A 16,225-nucleotide genomic window follows, 5' to 3' on the forward strand; every position below is an offset into this window, starting at 1 on the left:
TTTCCATAAAAAAGGACAGCAATTAGGACAGTTTATCTAAGGAGATGCAAGACAACTGCTCTCTTGGTATCTCTTTGTAATAAAACAACTTCTCACCCAAGAAAGCGGACATGATTCTTATGGAATGCGAGATGCAGCGTTTCTGATGCGAATGATACTATAAAGTATAAAACAGAACGATCTTTTGGACCGTTCTGTTTTTTATTGATCTGTTTCCACCAGAAAGTCACAGGCGGCTTTTGCCACTCCGTTCACAAGGATGGTCAAAGTATGGACTCCACCATAATGTTTTCGAGTAGATAAGTCTCGAAATGAATGCCTTTTGCTGTAGGACTTTGTTTCCCCACTTTTCATCTCGATTTCTGTTATTTTGAATACTTTTCTACTGGTCTTTCCGCTTGCTTTTACAAAATCAATTGCGTATTCGATTCGCGATTTCTGTTGATCTTGTGAATGAATCTGAAAGGAAAAGTTAAGATCGCCCCCTATTGGAATGGAGTTTGGACTATGAGTAAAATGTGTCAATTCGAAAGCAGCGTTTTCTTGGTAACCAAAAATAGAGAGGATACGCTGATCGCCTTTTTTTAAAAGGGTACGGCAAGCATGTTTGATAATCCAATCGGTATGCTCATTTTCTCCATACCACTTTGTAGCGAGCTCTAGAATTAAATCAGGATGTGTTTTGGAGATATCGTTCAAGCTGTTGGCAACACTCTTTCTAACATAGAGAGACGGATCTTGTTTAAGATTTTCAAGGATAGGTAAGACGGGTAACGGATTATGTTTGAGTGATGGAATAGAAATCCCCCATGGAAGGCGTGGACGACATCCTTCGCTTGCTAATCTTCGTACGTGTTCATTTGGATGGTTAGACCATCGGAACATTTGATTCAACATTTTCGGTTGATTAAGTAGTAAAAATGGCCGAACAGCAAACTCAGCAGTAGAGTATGGTGTGAAAATTTCCAGTGCAGATATCGATTCATCCCAATTTTTCAAGCCGTATTGTTCCACATAGTCAGGAAAGATGAGTCCCGTTAAACCAGTGAACTTTGGAGCTACTGCAAATAGGATAGCAAGTGTGTCTAAATAAGCTTTTGGTAAGGTTTCATATAGGGAAATTGTTATCCGACGCATACGCTGTTTGAGAGCTAGATCATCCCAATCTGCCTGGAAAATATACTGGTGAAAGGCTTCTTCGTCAAAAGAAGGATATTCTTTTTTTACTGCTGTACCAAGCTGATTTACAAAACGAGAGTTGTAAACATTTTTTAATTTATCCATTGTTTGTTCTACCTTTAGAAACAATTTTAGAAGATATTATCCATTTTATTCTAACCGCCTTTTGATAAAATGTTAAGCTATTCAAATTTGACTAGCGGTGATAATTTGATTATACTTAGTTTGATGAAAAGGAGTGAAGAGATTGTCAGCTGTTCGATTACTCGTTTTGGGGACCTTTTTACGAAGAAAAGTAGCTCATGGTTATCGTGTTTATCAAGATTTAACAACATGGAGAGCGGATACTTGGACAAGTGTGAAACCAGGTTCTATCTATCATGCTTTGGAAAAGCTCGAATCGCAGGAAATGATCTTGCCGATAGATTCTGCCAAGAGTGGAGTGAAACTTGGCCCATCACGAACAGAGTATCAATTGACGAATAAAGGAGAAGCAGAATTTCTCATTCTGTTGGAAGCAGCATTAAAAAGCAACGATTTTCAAATGTTGGCTGCCGGAATTGCCTTTATGGAATTTATGCCACGCGAGTATGTAATGAAACTTTTAGAGGATCGGCTTGTTCACTTGCAAGAAACAGAATCCTTTCTCCGAAAATTGCCAACAGAGTTCATCCCATCTGATCCTTCGAAACACCCAGAACTGGTGGGGATGTGGGTTGGTTATATTGGATATGCCCAAGAAGTAACACATCGATTAATTCATTCGATCCAGTCAGGGAGCTATGTATTTAAGGGAGAGTAGAAGAAGAGGAGGAGTTTAGTTTGCTAACAGCGACGAAATTACATGATGGAAGTATGATAACGATTGAAGTCTTAGGCACAGGGCCAAGTTTATTACTACCAGTAAATCCGCAGCCAGTAGAAGGGGCACAAGCAGAGGAGATGAAAAAATGGGGTGTAGACCCAGCTTTAGGTCGAAACTTAATGAAAGGTCTAAGTGACCGATACCGAGTCATCGCATTCGATTATGAAGGGCATGTTCAGCAAGTACCGAAGGCAAATACGTTGACGCCAGAAAATGTAGCAGCAGACATGCTGACTATCGCAGATGCTGCAGGTGCAGATACATTTATTTATTATGGTTATTCTTGGCTGGCATTGAGTGGATTACAGTTAGCAATTCGTACAAATCGAATTTCTGGTTTGATCATGGGCGGGTTTCCTCCGATTGATGGTCCATATAAAGAAATGCTGAAAGTAACGATGGCGACTTATGAGATGTCTAAAGAGTCATTAAATAAATATTCCTCATCACCTCAAACAACAGATTCAGAAGAATTTGATTGGTCAACCGTAGACGTGACACTAAGTGAAGAGCAAACAAAACAATTTGTTACCTTGTATCAAAGTTTACAAACATTTGACGATAGGAAAATCCAATCCTCCCTCATATGTCCAAAACTTTGTTTTGCTGGAGGAGCGGATAAAATCGAATATGGGGAACGTTGGGGAAATGTACAAGTAGACATTGCAGTGCCAATGATCCGACTGCGTCAAGAATTAGAATCATATGATTGGGATGTTCGAATACTTGACGGCTTGGACCATACACAAGCGATGCAGGCAGATCATGTTTTATCAGTGATCCGACCTTGGTTAGAAACTCATTTTTCTACTAAGGAATAAAGAAAAAGATTGTGCATCAAGTTCATGCACAATCTTTGCCTGCTAAAAGTACCGGACGGATTTGTATTTCTCGATTTCACTTAATATTACGTTCACATTTTCATTCAACGTTTTGACAGGGATAGTTCCCATAAGGGCTTTTTCATACCCCTTAATGCGAATGAATTTTGTTCGACCTAATCTATTATATTGAACTTCTTTGATTTGTTCCCATGCAGTAAAAAATTGTTTTCCTTTTAATCCTAAAACAGTTATTCCCTCGTTTGTAATTGTAAGTAAGGGCTCCGTAACGTTTAAATAGTTGAGATGATTACGTAGACTGATGAAGGAGACAATACTCATTAACAAGAAGAAGGAAAAAGGAATAATCAAGATCCATCTTTGATTTTCTACTGTTTGTAAATCCACTAACCCAACAAGAACACCAAGAATAAATAAAGCAATGACACTCAATAAAATCGTGAGGAATAAGCTTAATATCAACATTTGAATTCGTTTTCTTCGATTCTGAAAGATTTGCATGTTCTGTCTCTCCCTAAAAGTAGCATATACAAAAAGAATTTTAAGTTTGATTATATTATGATTTTCTGTTTGATGCATTTGTAATGAAAAAACTTCAATTTTTCCGTTTAATAGAAAAGCAAGATAGTTCGATAACTATCTTGCTTTTTTGCTTGTGACAAAGCTGCATATTCATGTGTTTAATTTTTTTCTTGTTGTGATCCAAATAGACAAACCATTTATCCATAGTGTGAGTGCTACCCCAAATCCAATAAACACATAAGTCGGGATAATAGAAACGCCTGATATAGTTGCAGATGTTGGTAAGAAAAAAGCAATCAACCCCAAAATACAAAGAATAATTCCAACTGCGTAGTGAGAAGAAACTTGAAAAAGTTTCGCTAGCGGAAAAAAATGTATCCCGACAATAATGGCCATAATCGGAAAAAATAATTCAAAGTGATTCAATGCACTACAAACAACACTGGCTATAGCTATTGCAATTCCCTCTATACCAAATACGATCCCAAATTGTCGATTCACCCGTTTCCAGTGTGCTGCTTCTTCGGGAGAGAAATGATTTTCTAAAGAACGGGCACGATAAAATAACATAATACCCCCGATCAACAACAATACACTTATGATGATCGATATTACAAGTGACCAAGGAGACCATAACCCTTGTAGTCCCCCTATTCCGATTGAAGCCCACACGGCACCAAAAAAAGCCATAAAAAGTATACCGCTAGCTGCACCCCTCACAGCAGCTTTTGGCAGTTGGAGACTATTATTCATTTTTTACACATTCCTTTTTGTTCATTTACTCTTTAAATAATAATATTTATTTTAGGAATCTGTCTATATGAAAGCCAGCCGAAAATAAAAAAGACCCTACATCGAGTCAAAGTCAAGTTTGGGACTACAGTTTAGTTATTTCTTTGCGTTCGTTATTTAACTTAGTTAGATTAGGAGTTTTTGATTTTTCTTGATTGGTCAATTTGTATTACTCTTTCAACATCAAAATATGTGGTACACTTTCGTCAATTCGTTTTTGAATTATCGTCCTTTATCGATGACGCTTAAAATAAATATAATGATGAAAAATATCTCTTGTAAAGTGAGCGACCGTCCGGTGTTTGTCGAAAGACAACACCGGACGGTCTATGCTCCGCTAGGAGCTAGGAACTACTGCCCCGGCGGGGGCGGGGGAACGGGGTTGGACTCCGCCTGACCGGCGGTGTCACCCTTGGCCACTTCCTCGGCGTTCTGCCGATCCTCGTCACCCATGGGGAGTACTCCTTTCAGTAGCGGCAAACAGGGCGTTTGCCGACTGAATTAATAATAACTAAATTTCGCTATTTTTTCAATATTTTTTATATAAAGAAAATTAGATATACATTAGGAATTATTGCCAAAAAGACTTGAATATCGATGAAGGATTCAAGTCTTTTTGATGTGTTTTCTATTCAAGAAGTGGGTGTTTGAGGTGTACTGGAAGGAAATAGGGGATCAGTTGGCTGAATTTCTTGTTCCTTTGCCGGTCTGTTGACAAAATAAATGCCCACTCCAATAAAGATGGCGCCAAGTCCTACATACCAATGCAGTACTTCATGTAAAAGGAGCCAGCCGCCAATCGTACCAATCAATGGTACAAGGAACAGAAATGAACTGACTTTTGCCGGATCATTATTTCCGATTAAGTAGAACCAAGTGACAAATTGGACGATGGAGCTCATGGTGATCAAGTAAATCAGCACAAATAGAAGCTTGGACAAAGCTACAACGTGAAGGTCAAACATGGGTTTTTCTAAGAACATACTAGCGATGAAGAGAAAAATGCCTCCAAAACCCATCTGATAGGCAGTCATCACCCATGTATTCATTGTTTTTCCCCAATGCTTGATCAGTAAGGTAGCAATAGCCCAAAAAATTCCTGCTAACAAAGCAATCCAAGCACCTGATTCAACTTGCAACTGCATACCTTGGGTTAAAAATACACCCACAAATCCTAAGAGGACGCCAATCCACTGTAAGGCTTGATATCTTACACCCAATAACAAAAATTGGATGATTACTAACCAAATAGGATTGGTGGAAGAAAGGATGGATGCATTGCCGGATGTGATCGTACGCATGCTGAAGTAGATCATTCCTAAAACTAAGGTGCTTTGAAATAGTCCGATAGTGGCTATTTTTACCCAAGACCCAACTTGTTTTGGATGAGGTAACTTCCAAATGAAAGGTAACATGAGTAAAAAAGCACCTAAAAAACGGATACTCAACAGTAAATAGGGAGAGGAAAATGCTAATCCCATTTTGCCAATGGGATAATTTAAACCAGCTACTAAGGTAAAAATCAAAATGAAAAAGAGAAAGGAAGATCGTTTCATACTAATCCCTCATTCCGTATTGGATATGATATAATCCTATATGAAAATAATCATCATGTAAAATGATTAAATTTGATATATATAATCATAAAAAGTGATATAAAAGGGAGAAAGGGACAGAATGGATAGCAAAGATCTTCGGATTTTTCATGCAGTTGCACAAGAGAAGAGTATTACAAGAGCAGCTGAAGTTTTAGGATATGTCCAGTCCAATGTGACTGCCCGCATACGTCAATTGGAACAAGAAGTGGGATTGCCTTTGTTTTACCGGAGTAAAAAAGGAATGACTTTAACACAAGCAGGGCACAACTTATTGGAGTATTCCGGGAAAATTATTCATCTATTAGAGGAAGCATTAAAAGCTGTTCAATATACTGCTGTCCCTTCGGGTCCCTTAGTGATTGGTTCATTGGAAACGACGGCAGCAGTGCATATGCCGAAATTACTTAAAGCTTTTTTGCATCAATATCCAGAAGTAAAACTATCCTTACGTATTGGTCATACAAAAGATTTAATGGAAGAAGTGCTGGATTATCGTTTGGATGGAGCTTTTGTCAATGGAAAAGTGGATCATCCAGATTTGGAGCAAGTGTTGGTATTCAAAGAAGAACTGGTTTTGGTTTCGGAGAATTCAACAGCAGAATTATCCGATTTAATGGCAAAACCGATGCTTTTTTTAGGAAGAGGATGTTCGATGCGTGCTCGTCTGGAAGAGTGGATGGCAGAAGAAGGGATAGAAGAAACAAACATTATGGAATTTGGGACGTTAGAGGCGATACTGGGAGGGGCATCTGCGGGTTTAGGCGTTTCTTTGCTGCCAAAATCAGCGGTGAAAATGATGGAAGATCAAGGATTAGTCTGCACGCATCCAATCCCAGATCACTATCGGCACTCTCATATTTATTTTGTCTATCGAAAAGACTTATTTCAAACATGTGCATTCGAAAAATTTCTGGAGCATATTGGTTAATCTTGTCTTTTCCAAATGGATTATTGCTGGATAACTTATCATTGACTCTTCTATCTGATCCGTGGTATCATGTTGTCTGTTACCGCACAGAGTAGGGTTTAAATGGACTAGCTCCTCCCTCACTTTTGGCGAGTCTTCATAATAGAGGAGGTTAAAAGATGTACGCATTGATTGAAACAGGCGGCAAACAATACCGCGTAGAAAAAGATAGTGTGCTCTTTATTGAAAAATTGGATGCAGCTGAGGGAGATACCGTTACCTTTGATAAGGTGTTGTTCGTTTCCAATGAAGGAAATGTACAAGTAGGTAGCCCTGTAGTGGAAAATGCAAAAGTGACCGGTAAAGTATTGAAACAAGGACGGTCGAAAAAAATTACCGTCTTTAAATATAAGCCTAAAAAGAACTACAAGAAAAAGCAAGGCCATCGTCAACCATTTACTCGTGTTGTAATCGAATCTATCGAAGCGTAAGATGATTCGCATTCGAGTAAAGCGAAACCAAGCTGGTCTTGTAGAGCAAATAAAGGTAACCGGTCATGCTAACTTTGCAGAGCACGGAATGGATATTGTTTGTGCTGCCGTTTCTGCTGTGACCATCGGCATGGTAAATGCGATGGAGCAGATAACAGGTGTCACCGTTCATCAACCCGATGATGGAGAAGGCAGAGTAGATTGCCGTATACCTGATGATTTGCCTACAGAAGAAGTACGTACACAGCTCGGTCTTCTCATGCAGGCGATGGATTTATCGCTAAAGGGTATCGCGGAAGGATACCCAGAGTATGTTCAATACAAATAAAATAAAAAGGAAAGAGGTGTAACCTATGCTACAACTTAATCTACAGTTGTTTGCTTCTAAAAAAGGGGTAGGATCGACAAAGAACGGTCGTGATAGCCGATCCAAACGTCTAGGTGTGAAACGTGGAGACGGTCAATTCGTACTCGCTGGTAACATCTTGGTTCGCCAACGTGGAACAAAGATTTATCCAGGAACCAATGTTGGTCGTGGTGGAGACGATACACTATTTGCGACTGCTGATGGTGTTGTGCGTTTTGAACGCTTTGGAAAAGATCGTAAACGTGTAAGCATCTACCCAGTTGCCTCTGAAGAAGTAGCAGCAACACAAGCGTAATTACATTGTAAAAGACAGGAGTGACACTCAGACATTGGTAGTGTCACTCTTTTTTTATCTTATAGGAAGAAAAGGAGCGATAGGTTTGCCGCGTTCTGCTTTTTATTTGCTAGTTCCAATGGTTGTGCTTGTAGTATGGGGATTGACTACGATGGATGTTGTGTGGTTTTTTACCATCATTGTTGTCTTTTTACTCAGTTTATTTTTTTATATTCGAGCGGCAAAAAAAGAACAACAGCAACAAGAAGCGGCAAGAACAAAGCGATTGCTCGGTAAAATTCGTCATGATCTGATGAACCATGTGCAAGTGTTGATGGGATATCAGATGATGAATCGTGTTGATAAAATAAGCGAATACTTAGAGCGTTTAGCAAAACAGGCGACGGTAGAAAGGGAAATATCGGAGTTAAAAGATGAGGAGTTAGCGGTTTTCTTATTGACCTTGTCTCATCATTTTCCCCAGTGGGAATGGGAAGTTCAGAAATTGCCAACCTATGTGGAACAGCCTGCTAAGACAAATGAGCCGATTGTAAATTGGTTGTCCACATGTATTCAATTGTTAGCAAAAATGGGAGAGAATAAATACGATTGGCAAAAGGTCATTTTGCAGTTATCTGGTGACGACCGAACCAACTTTTTTTCGTTTCAAGTATACGATGCAGAAAATAAGCTCATCCAGCTTCATGTTCCGGCTGGAGAATGGACAAACTTAAAAGATCAGTTTAAACAACTGCAATTAGAGATGGAAAATCAACAACGACTAATATTACGTACAGGTGTGAGTAGGTGAGAAGGTGTTTGTCGATAAAGTCAAGATTTTTGTGAAAGGCGGCGATGGGGGCAATGGAATGGTTGCTTTTCGCCGTGAAAAGTTTGTAGCAGAAGGTGGCCCATGGGGCGGCGATGGCGGCCGCGGAGGAAATGTCATTTTTGAAGTTGAAGAAGGACTTCGTACTCTTGTCGATTTTCGTTACAAAAAGCATTTCAAAGCGGATCGAGGCGAACATGGACGAAAGAAAAATCAACACGGTGCTGGTGCAGAAGATATGGTGGTGAAAGTCCCTCCAGGTACAACAGTTCGTGATGCAGAGACTGGTGAATTGATAGTTGATTTGACAACGCATCACCAGACTGCAATTATCGCTAAAGGGGGTCGTGGTGGAAGAGGAAATATGCGTTTCGCTACTTCTGTAAATCCTGCCCCGCAGATTGCGGAAAATGGAGAGCCCGGCGCAGAACGATGGGTAGAATTAGAGTTGAAATTACTAGCAGATGTTGGGCTTGTCGGGTATCCAAGTGTGGGAAAATCGACGTTATTATCAGTTGTTTCAGCGGCAAAGCCGAAAATCGGTGCTTATCATTTTACGACGATCATTCCGAATCTAGGTGTGGTTCGTGTGGATGATGGTCGAAGTTTTGTTATGGCAGATTTGCCGGGTTTAATCGAAGGTGCTCACCAAGGTGTGGGTCTTGGTCATCAGTTTTTACGTCATATTGAACGTACTAAAGTCATCGTCCATGTAATCGATATGGCTGGATCAGAAGGTCGTGACCCATATGAAGATTATTTACAAATCAATGAGGAAATCCGGCTTTATAAACATAACTTAGAAAAAAGACCGCAAATTATCGTAGCCAACAAGATGGATTTGCCAGAAGCAGCAGAACAACTGGAATTATTCCAAGAGCAGATCGGTCAAGATGTACCCGTTTATCCAGTATCTGCGATAAGTAGAGAAGGACTCAAAAAAGTCTTGTTTGCTGCTGCTGATTTATTAGAGAAGATGGAAGAAGAGGAAGTAGAACAAGAACAATCCGAACAGATTTCAGCAGAGACAGTAGTGTATAGAAGCGAAGGAGAAGAACCAGCTTTCACCATTCGCAGAGAAAATGAAGTATATGTCGTCGAAGGTCATCGGATTGAGAAACTGATCAAGATGACGAACTTTCGCTTTCATGATAGCTTAATGCGTTTTGCCAATACGATTAAACAAATGGGTGTCGAAGATGCGCTTCGTAAGCGAGGAGCAAAAGAAGGCGATACCGTACGTATCGGGGAGATGGAGTTTGAGTTATCGGATGGATTAGATACAGATACGGATTAAAACGGGCGGCCGGGCGACCCCATTTGTCGATGGGTCGTCCGGCCGTCTCTGGTCACTTCTGGGGCACAGAAGGTTCGAACTGGAAGCGCTGGCGGAGATCGACGATCGCACTGTACGGGTCTTTCTTCTTTTGAGAACCTGTGGAATCACTTGCTGACTCACCCAGATCCTGCCGTGCTTCATAGACAGTTCTACTTAGGTTATTCCATTCCTCGGACATACCAGTCTCCTTTGACCAGAGGTTACTTATAACATTAAACTATTTTTCAATGTACTGCTAGTCATTAATTAGAAAAAACATAATTATCTTTTTTTAGTTTTTAAAATCTTTATCCATCGTTTAAACTGAAAAGTAATAAAAAAACAAAAGCGATATCATCCGCTTTTGTTTTTTACATATCTTATACTAATTGTTGTCGATATTTCGCTTTGATTTGATCGAGTAATTCGTGACATCCAGAGGAAATTAAGTCGTAGGTTTCATCAAAGTCGCCAGTAAAATAAGGGTCTGGTATTTCTTTATATGTCGTATGAGGAAGAAAATCGACAAATCGATATAAGTGAGGGCAAGGACGTCCACATAAACGTGTCAAATTTTTAAAGTTACTGTTGTCCATTGCTATGATAAAGTTAAAATGAGTAAAATCAGATGGAGCTACTTGACGTGCTTCCATCCCTTCATGACATATACCAGCTTGATCCAATTTGGTGCGGGTGCCGACATGAGGAATATTTCCGACGTGCCAATCTCCTGTACCTGCTGAATCAATGTGAATCTTATCTTGTAGGCCCGATTCTTTGACGTAATGACGAAAAACTGCTTCAGCCATTGGAGAGCGACAGATGTTACCCAGACATACAAATAATACGGATATCATGCTATTTCTCCTTATCAAAAATAAATTCATGTTAAGTGTAACATAAGTACCGAATGATTGGACAGCCCATGAAAGTTCATTGTACAACCGAAAAATTAAAAATGGAGTAGGAGAAAAATATTCATGTTAAAAAAAGTAGGTTACTTAGGACCAATCGGCTCATTCAGCCATGAAGCAGCAGAGTCCTTGTTTCAATCTAACATATATGAGCATACCCCACTCGCCAGTATCCCTGATGTGATTAGCAGCGTCGACAAAGGTTCTGTGGACTTAGGGGTTGTTCCAGTAGAAAATGCAATTGAAGGCTCTGTCACAGCTACACTAGATTGGTTGGTTCACCAAGTTGATTTACCAATTGTCGCCGAATTTCTTTTCCCAATCTCGCAATGTATCTTAACTCACCCAGAGCAAATTCATACTCCTGCAAATCAGATTACAAAAGTTTTGTCGCATCCACAAGCAATCGCTCAATGTCGTGTTTATTTGAAAGAAAAGTACCCACAAGCGGAGTGGGTGTTTACAGATAGTACTTCCCAAGCAGCCGCTCTTGTTGCGGAATCTCCAAGTGAACCATGGGTTTGTATTGGTGCAAAGCAGGCAGCCGTGCTAAATGGATTAGAAATTTTAGAATCACATGCGGAAGATCACCCAAATAATGTGACTCGTTTCATCGTTATCAGTAAAAGTGTGGAAACGTGGAAAAAAGAATCGAAAGAGTATAAGACGAGTCTTCAGATCACATTACCTAGTGATTATCCAGGAGCCTTGTATCAAGTGTTGGCATCATTTTCTTGGCGAAAAATTAACTTAACTCATATTGAATCAAGACCAACAAAAACAGGTCTAGGAAATTACTTTTTCTTAATTGATGCCCAATTGCCCGTGAATCATGTGCTTTTAAAAGGAACAATAGAAGAAATAGAAGCGATTGGATGCCAGACGCGTGTACTTGGTTCTTATCCGTGTTTCTCGTTTTTGGAGCAAGCTATTCATTGACAAGTAGGGAATCTCAAGCTTATACTTTTTAAAAATAATTAAAAATTATGGGAGGAACAGAAATGGAAAGCGAACGTTGGGTATTTATCAATGGAGAGTATAAACGTAAGGCGGAAGCCTCAGTTTCAGTCTTCGATCATGGCTTTTTATATGGGGATGGAGTCTTTGAAGGAATTCGTGTATATAGTGGAAATGTTTTCCGTCTGCACGAGCACATGATCCGACTCTATGAATCCGCCAAGTCTATTCTCCTTGATATCCCTTATACCTTAGAGGAACTGGAAGCACATGTGGTAGAAACCGTTCGCAAAAATCAGTTGTTGGATGCATATATTCGCCTTGTTGTGTCAAGAGGGGATGGGCCGCTTGGTCTTGATCCAGCAGAATGTAACGGTGCCAATGTAATCGTCATTGTTGATAAAATTCGTCTATATCCACAAGAACTTTATGATAAAGGGCTTTCTGTAGTAACTGTTCCAACTCGTCGGAATATTCCCGATGCATTAAATCCACGTGTGAAATCACTTAATTATTTAAATAATATTTTAGCGAAAACGGAAGCGAAGCAAGCTGGAGCTCAAGAAGCAATCATTCTTTCTAGTGATGGATATGTAACAGAAGGTTCTAGTGATAATATATTTATGGTAAAAGATAATGTTCTTTATACTCCTCCTTGTTATCTGGGAGCCCTTAAAGGTATCACAAGACAATCGATTATAGATATTGCTGCGGAATTAGGTTACCAAGTGAAAGAAGAACCATTTACCCGCCATGATGTTTTTATTGCTGACGAAGTATTATTAACCGGAACGGGTGCAGAAGTTATTTCTGTTGTACAGGTTGATGGTCGTCCAATTGCAGATGGTGTACCAGGTCCTGTATTCCAAGATTTAATAACCCAATTTAGAAAATTAGTAACCTATGATGGTATTTCTGCATTTCCTTCTGAAGTTAAATTGTAAATGCGAATAAAAAATCCTCACACGTTTGCTGAGCAAACGTGTGAGGATTTTTTAATTCAGCACATCTCGTCTGGAGAAAACGACAAATGCAATAATAATTGCCACGATGGACCAAATAGCGAGGATAGCTAAGGAGAAGGGAAGACTCATACCTGAGATAAGTATCGGCTTTCCTGCTAAGTAATCGGTCAATCGAAGATTGATAAAAACGAAGTACCGCAAGCTCTGCCAAGTCGGTGCTAATTGAGTTAGCAGGCTTCCGGAGATAACTGCTGCCAGCATTACTCCCATACTCGTTGCTGTGTTTCGAACTAACACAGACACCATAAAAGATATCGTACCGACAGCGAGCGCAGAAAACCAAGCCAGTCCAAATGCATAAATAATATACTTCCATTGCGGAATAAGATGGACTTGATTAGTAATCAGTTGATTACCTTGTTGGATAAATCCACTTAATACAGGTAAACTCCAGCCTTTATATCCAAAAATAATACCAGATATCAGGTAACTCAATAGTCCTGTGATCAACATGACCAGCGAAATACTCAAAATAAGTGCCAAATATTTGCTTAGAAGCACTTTCCATCTGGCTACCGGTCGTGTCAACAATACTTTTATCGTACCATTGGCATATTCAGAGGAAACTAAATCCGCTGCTAAAATAACGACGATCAGTGGTAAAAATAAGGCAACTGCTTCTTCCATAAATTTTCGTACGAAAGTAGGTGCACCTGGAGCTGTAGGATTGATATTGTTTTTTAAATAGTATTTTTGTTGATCGATGGTCAATTTTGTCCACTTTTTCCATTCTTCTGGTACTCGACTAGAGGTCAACTGATTTTCACTGTCAACAATTTGTTGCTGCAAAATAGCTTTCCAATCCGATGTTCCGATTTGTTTGATGGTCGCTTGGACAGTCACATATTGAGCGTATGTAAAGATGGGGATTAATACAGCTAAAATCAATACTACTACTAAGAAGCGCTTTTTTCGGAACATTTTTAGCAGTTCATTATAAACGAGTTTAACCAATTCCTTCACCACCGGTCATTTCCAAAAATATATCTTCTAATGTTTGATTCATTGGGCGTATTGCACTTACCTGAATATCAGATGCGAGTAAGAGTTGGTTGGTCTCGGCGATTTTTTCTACAGGCATGTGCACCATCACGCGTTCTTTGCCTAGTTGCTCTACATTTTTGATATAAGATAGTGCAGAAAATTGTTTGATAGCTGCGGGTATTGGGTCCAATGACCATTCTACTTTGCTGTCATCGCCTACTAATTGTGATACAGCAGCTGTCTTTAACACTTTTCCATGGCTTATAATTGCAACGCGTTCGCAAAGAAGCTGAATTTCGTATAGGATGTGGCTTGAGATGAAGATGCTGATAGATTGTTCTTGCGCAAGTTGACGTATGAATGCTCGAAGCTCACGAATGCCTGCTGGGTCTAAGCCATTTGTAGGCTCGTCTAAAATGAGCAGTTGAGGATTTCCTAGTAAAGCTTGGGCGATCCCCAGCCTCTGTCTCATGCCAAGGGAGTATGTTTTTACAGTTTCATCAATTCGTTTCTCCAATTCAACTAATCGAACTACTTCATCAATACGATCCTCGTCAATATTATCGATCATTCGAGCAAAGTGCTCCAAATTTTCTCTTCCGGTAAGATAAGGATAAAGTTCTGGATTTTCAACGATACATCCTACTTGTTTGATAGCATCCAAAAAATTGCTTTGTAAGTTATATCCTCCAATAGCAATAGAACCCGATGTTGGTTTGATAAGACCCACTAACATTCGAATCGTAGTTGTTTTACCGGCTCCATTGGGTCCGAGAAAGCCAAAAATTTCACCAGGATTTACGGTAAAGGAGATATCATCGACGATCGTTCTTCCTCCGATTTTTTTGGTAAGGTGTTCGACTGATAAGACTGGTTTCATCGGGAAGTCCTCCTTTTATGGAATTACTGGGAATACACGATCTGCAATACGCTGATAACCAGTGTCATTTGGGTGGAAGTGGTCGCTAGATAAAAATTGTTTATTACGGATTTGAAACAAATCAAAAGTAGGGACAACGATTATTTTTGAGTAGTTTGCACTGATCTTTAACAGTGCGCTGTTCCAATCAGCCACTAGCTCAGATGTCATCTTTTCATTTTCTAACCCCGCAAACGGATTGTAAATACCCATAACTACAACCGTCGCTTTTGGGTTCAAGTTTCTTATGACACTTAAAATTTGAGTCATGTTTTTCTTATATTGATCTAAACTTTTTTGCGCACCTGATATGTCAATATTTTCTAATTGTCCACTTCCCCGAAAAAGATCATTGCTCCCGATCGTGATAGTGATCCAATTTGCCTTTTTTATAAAATCTTGTATCTCTTTGTCTCTTATCTGTTTTACTAGCTGTGGCGAAGTTTGCCCACTAACAGCAAGGTTTATCATACTTAATGAAGAGTGATTTTTTGATTCCATGGTCTGTTTGAGTCGACCGATATAGCCTTTTCCTGTTGAATCTCCAATTCCTCTTGTAAGCGAATCCCCTAAACCGAGCAATAGTCCGTTTTTACTTACGGACACATTTTCAGATGGTACTGTTGATTTCACTGTTTGGATTTGAGGTAAAAGTATCTCTTTTACTCCTAATACAAACCCTGTGATGAGAAATAAGGTGGAGAATACCGCCACTGTATAGACAAGAAACATCGTCTTTTTCCGCATACAAAATCTCCTTTTCTAAGGGTCCACTGAAGTATTGTACCGTTTATTTGTCTTTAAGAAATCATACCTAAGTCTTATTTCAAAAATCAAAAAGCAAAATTAGCCCACTTCGTGCATAGGATGTAGATATATGCTTTTATAGGAGGCAGAATATGAAAATCCATATTGTTCGACAAGGTGATGTTTTTGAAGAGCTTGTACAAAAATATAATGTGCCATTTGAAAGATTATTAGAAGCAAATCCTGATCTAAATGGAGAAGTTTCGTTAGAACCAGGAAGTAAAATTCGAATCCCCATGGGTAAGGTACCTCTTTCCGTTCCAAAACCAGAGAAAGAAGAAGCGTTAGTAGATGAACTTCCTCCTATTTTTTTGGAGCCTGTGCCGGTAGAGGAGACAGAGTTAAGTTGGGAACTGGATGAAGAGGAATGGGAGGATTTAGAAGATGAGTTTGATGAGGAGGAGTTTTCGTCAGTAGCGGCACCATTTGCACCGATATTTCCAACTCAACCCGGTTTTCAACCCTATTTTTCAACGTCAAGTTTCGAACCGATGCCCTTTTTACCCTATCCTGTATACCAGCCTCCTGTCTACCCTCCTATGTCTTATCCGCGAACAAAAAAGGCGAAAAAAGAAAGCTCTTCTACGGTATACGGATGAATCTTAGACCAAATATAAAGCAGTTGTCATTAGGAT

The 16,225-nt window shown here is 39.5% G+C and carries 20 protein-coding genes and 1 other annotated feature; of the genes, 11 read left to right on the forward strand and 9 right to left on the reverse strand.

Features of this window, described 5'->3' with window-relative positions:
- Window positions 1-201: 201 nt before the first annotated feature.
- On the reverse strand, window positions 202-1,284 hold the full coding sequence (locus AC5WOF_RS08730; RefSeq protein WP_496049579.1) for a DNA alkylation repair protein: 1,083 nt from the start codon (window positions 1,282-1,284) through the stop codon (window positions 202-204).
- 142 nt (window positions 1,285-1,426) lie between these two features.
- Here AC5WOF_RS08730 and AC5WOF_RS08735 point away from each other — a divergent pair, with 142 nt between their 5' ends.
- Window positions 1,427-1,981, forward strand: a complete 555-nt coding sequence (locus AC5WOF_RS08735) for a PadR family transcriptional regulator (protein WP_496049580.1) — start codon at window positions 1,427-1,429, stop codon at window positions 1,979-1,981.
- Window positions 1,982-2,001: 20 nt separating this feature from the next.
- On the forward strand, window positions 2,002-2,865 hold the full coding sequence (locus AC5WOF_RS08740) for an alpha/beta fold hydrolase (protein WP_496049581.1): 864 nt from the start codon (window positions 2,002-2,004) through the stop codon (window positions 2,863-2,865).
- A 42-nt stretch (window positions 2,866-2,907) separates the two neighbouring features.
- Here AC5WOF_RS08740 and AC5WOF_RS08745 read toward each other — a convergent pair whose 3' ends face one another.
- From AC5WOF_RS08745 to AC5WOF_RS08755, 3 genes are all read right to left on the reverse strand, one after another.
- Window positions 2,908-3,387 (reverse strand): hypothetical protein, encoded by a 480-nt coding sequence (locus tag AC5WOF_RS08745; protein WP_496049582.1) that lies wholly within the window; start codon window positions 3,385-3,387, stop codon window positions 2,908-2,910.
- A gap of 171 nt (window positions 3,388-3,558) precedes the next feature.
- Complete coding sequence (locus AC5WOF_RS08750) at window positions 3,559-4,161, reverse strand: hypothetical protein (protein WP_496049583.1); 603 nt, start codon at window positions 4,159-4,161, stop codon at window positions 3,559-3,561.
- A 671-nt stretch (window positions 4,162-4,832) separates the two neighbouring features.
- Window positions 4,833-5,756, reverse strand: coding sequence for a DMT family transporter (locus tag AC5WOF_RS08755; RefSeq protein WP_496049584.1), 924 nt, complete (start codon window positions 5,754-5,756; stop codon window positions 4,833-4,835).
- 121 nt (window positions 5,757-5,877) lie between these two features.
- Here AC5WOF_RS08755 and AC5WOF_RS08760 point away from each other — a divergent pair, with 121 nt between their 5' ends.
- From AC5WOF_RS08760 to obgE, 6 genes are all read left to right on the forward strand, one after another.
- Entirely contained in the window at window positions 5,878-6,726 is an 849-nt protein-coding gene (locus AC5WOF_RS08760) for a LysR family transcriptional regulator (protein WP_496049585.1), read from the forward strand.
- A 70-nt stretch (window positions 6,727-6,796) separates the two neighbouring features.
- Window positions 6,797-6,872 (forward strand) — a sequence feature (ribosomal protein L21 leader region).
- Between the two features lie 12 nt (window positions 6,873-6,884).
- Entirely contained in the window at window positions 6,885-7,196 is a 312-nt protein-coding gene (gene rplU, locus AC5WOF_RS08765; RefSeq protein ID WP_496049586.1) for a 50S ribosomal protein L21, read from the forward strand.
- Window position 7,197: 1 nt separating this feature from the next.
- Entirely contained in the window at window positions 7,198-7,524 is a 327-nt protein-coding gene (locus AC5WOF_RS08770) for a ribosomal-processing cysteine protease Prp (RefSeq protein ID WP_496049587.1), read from the forward strand.
- 25 nt (window positions 7,525-7,549) lie between these two features.
- Window positions 7,550-7,858 carry a 50S ribosomal protein L27 gene (gene rpmA / locus AC5WOF_RS08775; protein WP_240873877.1) on the forward strand — a complete coding sequence of 103 codons (309 nt, stop codon included), beginning with the start codon at window positions 7,550-7,552 and terminating at the stop codon, window positions 7,856-7,858.
- A gap of 85 nt (window positions 7,859-7,943) precedes the next feature.
- Entirely contained in the window at window positions 7,944-8,648 is a 705-nt protein-coding gene (locus AC5WOF_RS08780) for a Spo0B domain-containing protein (RefSeq protein ID WP_496049588.1), read from the forward strand.
- Window positions 8,649-8,652: 4 nt separating this feature from the next.
- On the forward strand, window positions 8,653-9,963 hold the full coding sequence (gene obgE, locus AC5WOF_RS08785) for a GTPase ObgE (protein ID WP_496049589.1): 1,311 nt from the start codon (window positions 8,653-8,655) through the stop codon (window positions 9,961-9,963).
- A gap of 52 nt (window positions 9,964-10,015) precedes the next feature.
- Here the strand turns inward: obgE and AC5WOF_RS08790 are convergent, their stop codons facing one another.
- Both AC5WOF_RS08790 and AC5WOF_RS08795 read right to left on the reverse strand, forming a co-directional pair.
- Window positions 10,016-10,183, reverse strand: a complete 168-nt coding sequence (locus AC5WOF_RS08790) for a hypothetical protein (RefSeq protein ID WP_496049590.1) — start codon at window positions 10,181-10,183, stop codon at window positions 10,016-10,018.
- A 181-nt stretch (window positions 10,184-10,364) separates the two neighbouring features.
- Window positions 10,365-10,841 (reverse strand): low molecular weight protein-tyrosine-phosphatase, encoded by a 477-nt coding sequence (locus tag AC5WOF_RS08795; protein ID WP_496049591.1) that lies wholly within the window; start codon window positions 10,839-10,841, stop codon window positions 10,365-10,367.
- A 123-nt stretch (window positions 10,842-10,964) separates the two neighbouring features.
- On the opposite strand from AC5WOF_RS08795, the gene pheA reads away from it, so the two are divergent.
- Window positions 10,965-11,837 carry a prephenate dehydratase gene (gene pheA, locus AC5WOF_RS08800; protein WP_496049592.1) on the forward strand — a complete coding sequence of 291 codons (873 nt, stop codon included), beginning with the start codon at window positions 10,965-10,967 and terminating at the stop codon, window positions 11,835-11,837.
- Window positions 11,838-11,899: 62 nt separating this feature from the next.
- On the forward strand, window positions 11,900-12,799 hold the full coding sequence (ilvE, locus tag AC5WOF_RS08805; protein WP_496049593.1) for a branched-chain-amino-acid transaminase: 900 nt from the start codon (window positions 11,900-11,902) through the stop codon (window positions 12,797-12,799).
- Between the two features lie 51 nt (window positions 12,800-12,850).
- Here ilvE and AC5WOF_RS08810 read toward each other — a convergent pair whose 3' ends face one another.
- From AC5WOF_RS08810 to AC5WOF_RS08820, 3 genes are read right to left on the reverse strand one after another with little or no spacing between them, the layout of a single operon-like run.
- Window positions 12,851-13,843, reverse strand: coding sequence for an ABC transporter permease (locus tag AC5WOF_RS08810; RefSeq protein WP_496049594.1), 993 nt, complete (start codon window positions 13,841-13,843; stop codon window positions 12,851-12,853).
- Window positions 13,827-14,744 carry an ABC transporter ATP-binding protein gene (locus tag AC5WOF_RS08815; protein WP_496049595.1) on the reverse strand — a complete coding sequence of 306 codons (918 nt, stop codon included), beginning with the start codon at window positions 14,742-14,744 and terminating at the stop codon, window positions 13,827-13,829. The genes AC5WOF_RS08810 and AC5WOF_RS08815 overlap by 17 nt, the downstream gene beginning before the upstream one ends.
- A gap of 15 nt (window positions 14,745-14,759) precedes the next feature.
- Window positions 14,760-15,530 (reverse strand): GDSL-type esterase/lipase family protein, encoded by a 771-nt coding sequence (locus AC5WOF_RS08820; protein ID WP_496049596.1) that lies wholly within the window; start codon window positions 15,528-15,530, stop codon window positions 14,760-14,762.
- Between the two features lie 152 nt (window positions 15,531-15,682).
- Between AC5WOF_RS08820 and AC5WOF_RS08825 the strand changes: the two genes are divergently transcribed.
- Window positions 15,683-16,189, forward strand: coding sequence for a LysM peptidoglycan-binding domain-containing protein (locus AC5WOF_RS08825; RefSeq protein WP_496049597.1), 507 nt, complete (start codon window positions 15,683-15,685; stop codon window positions 16,187-16,189).
- Window positions 16,190-16,225 lie beyond the last annotated feature (36 nt).

This window comes from Shimazuella sp. NTD250 (genome assembly GCF_059510375.1).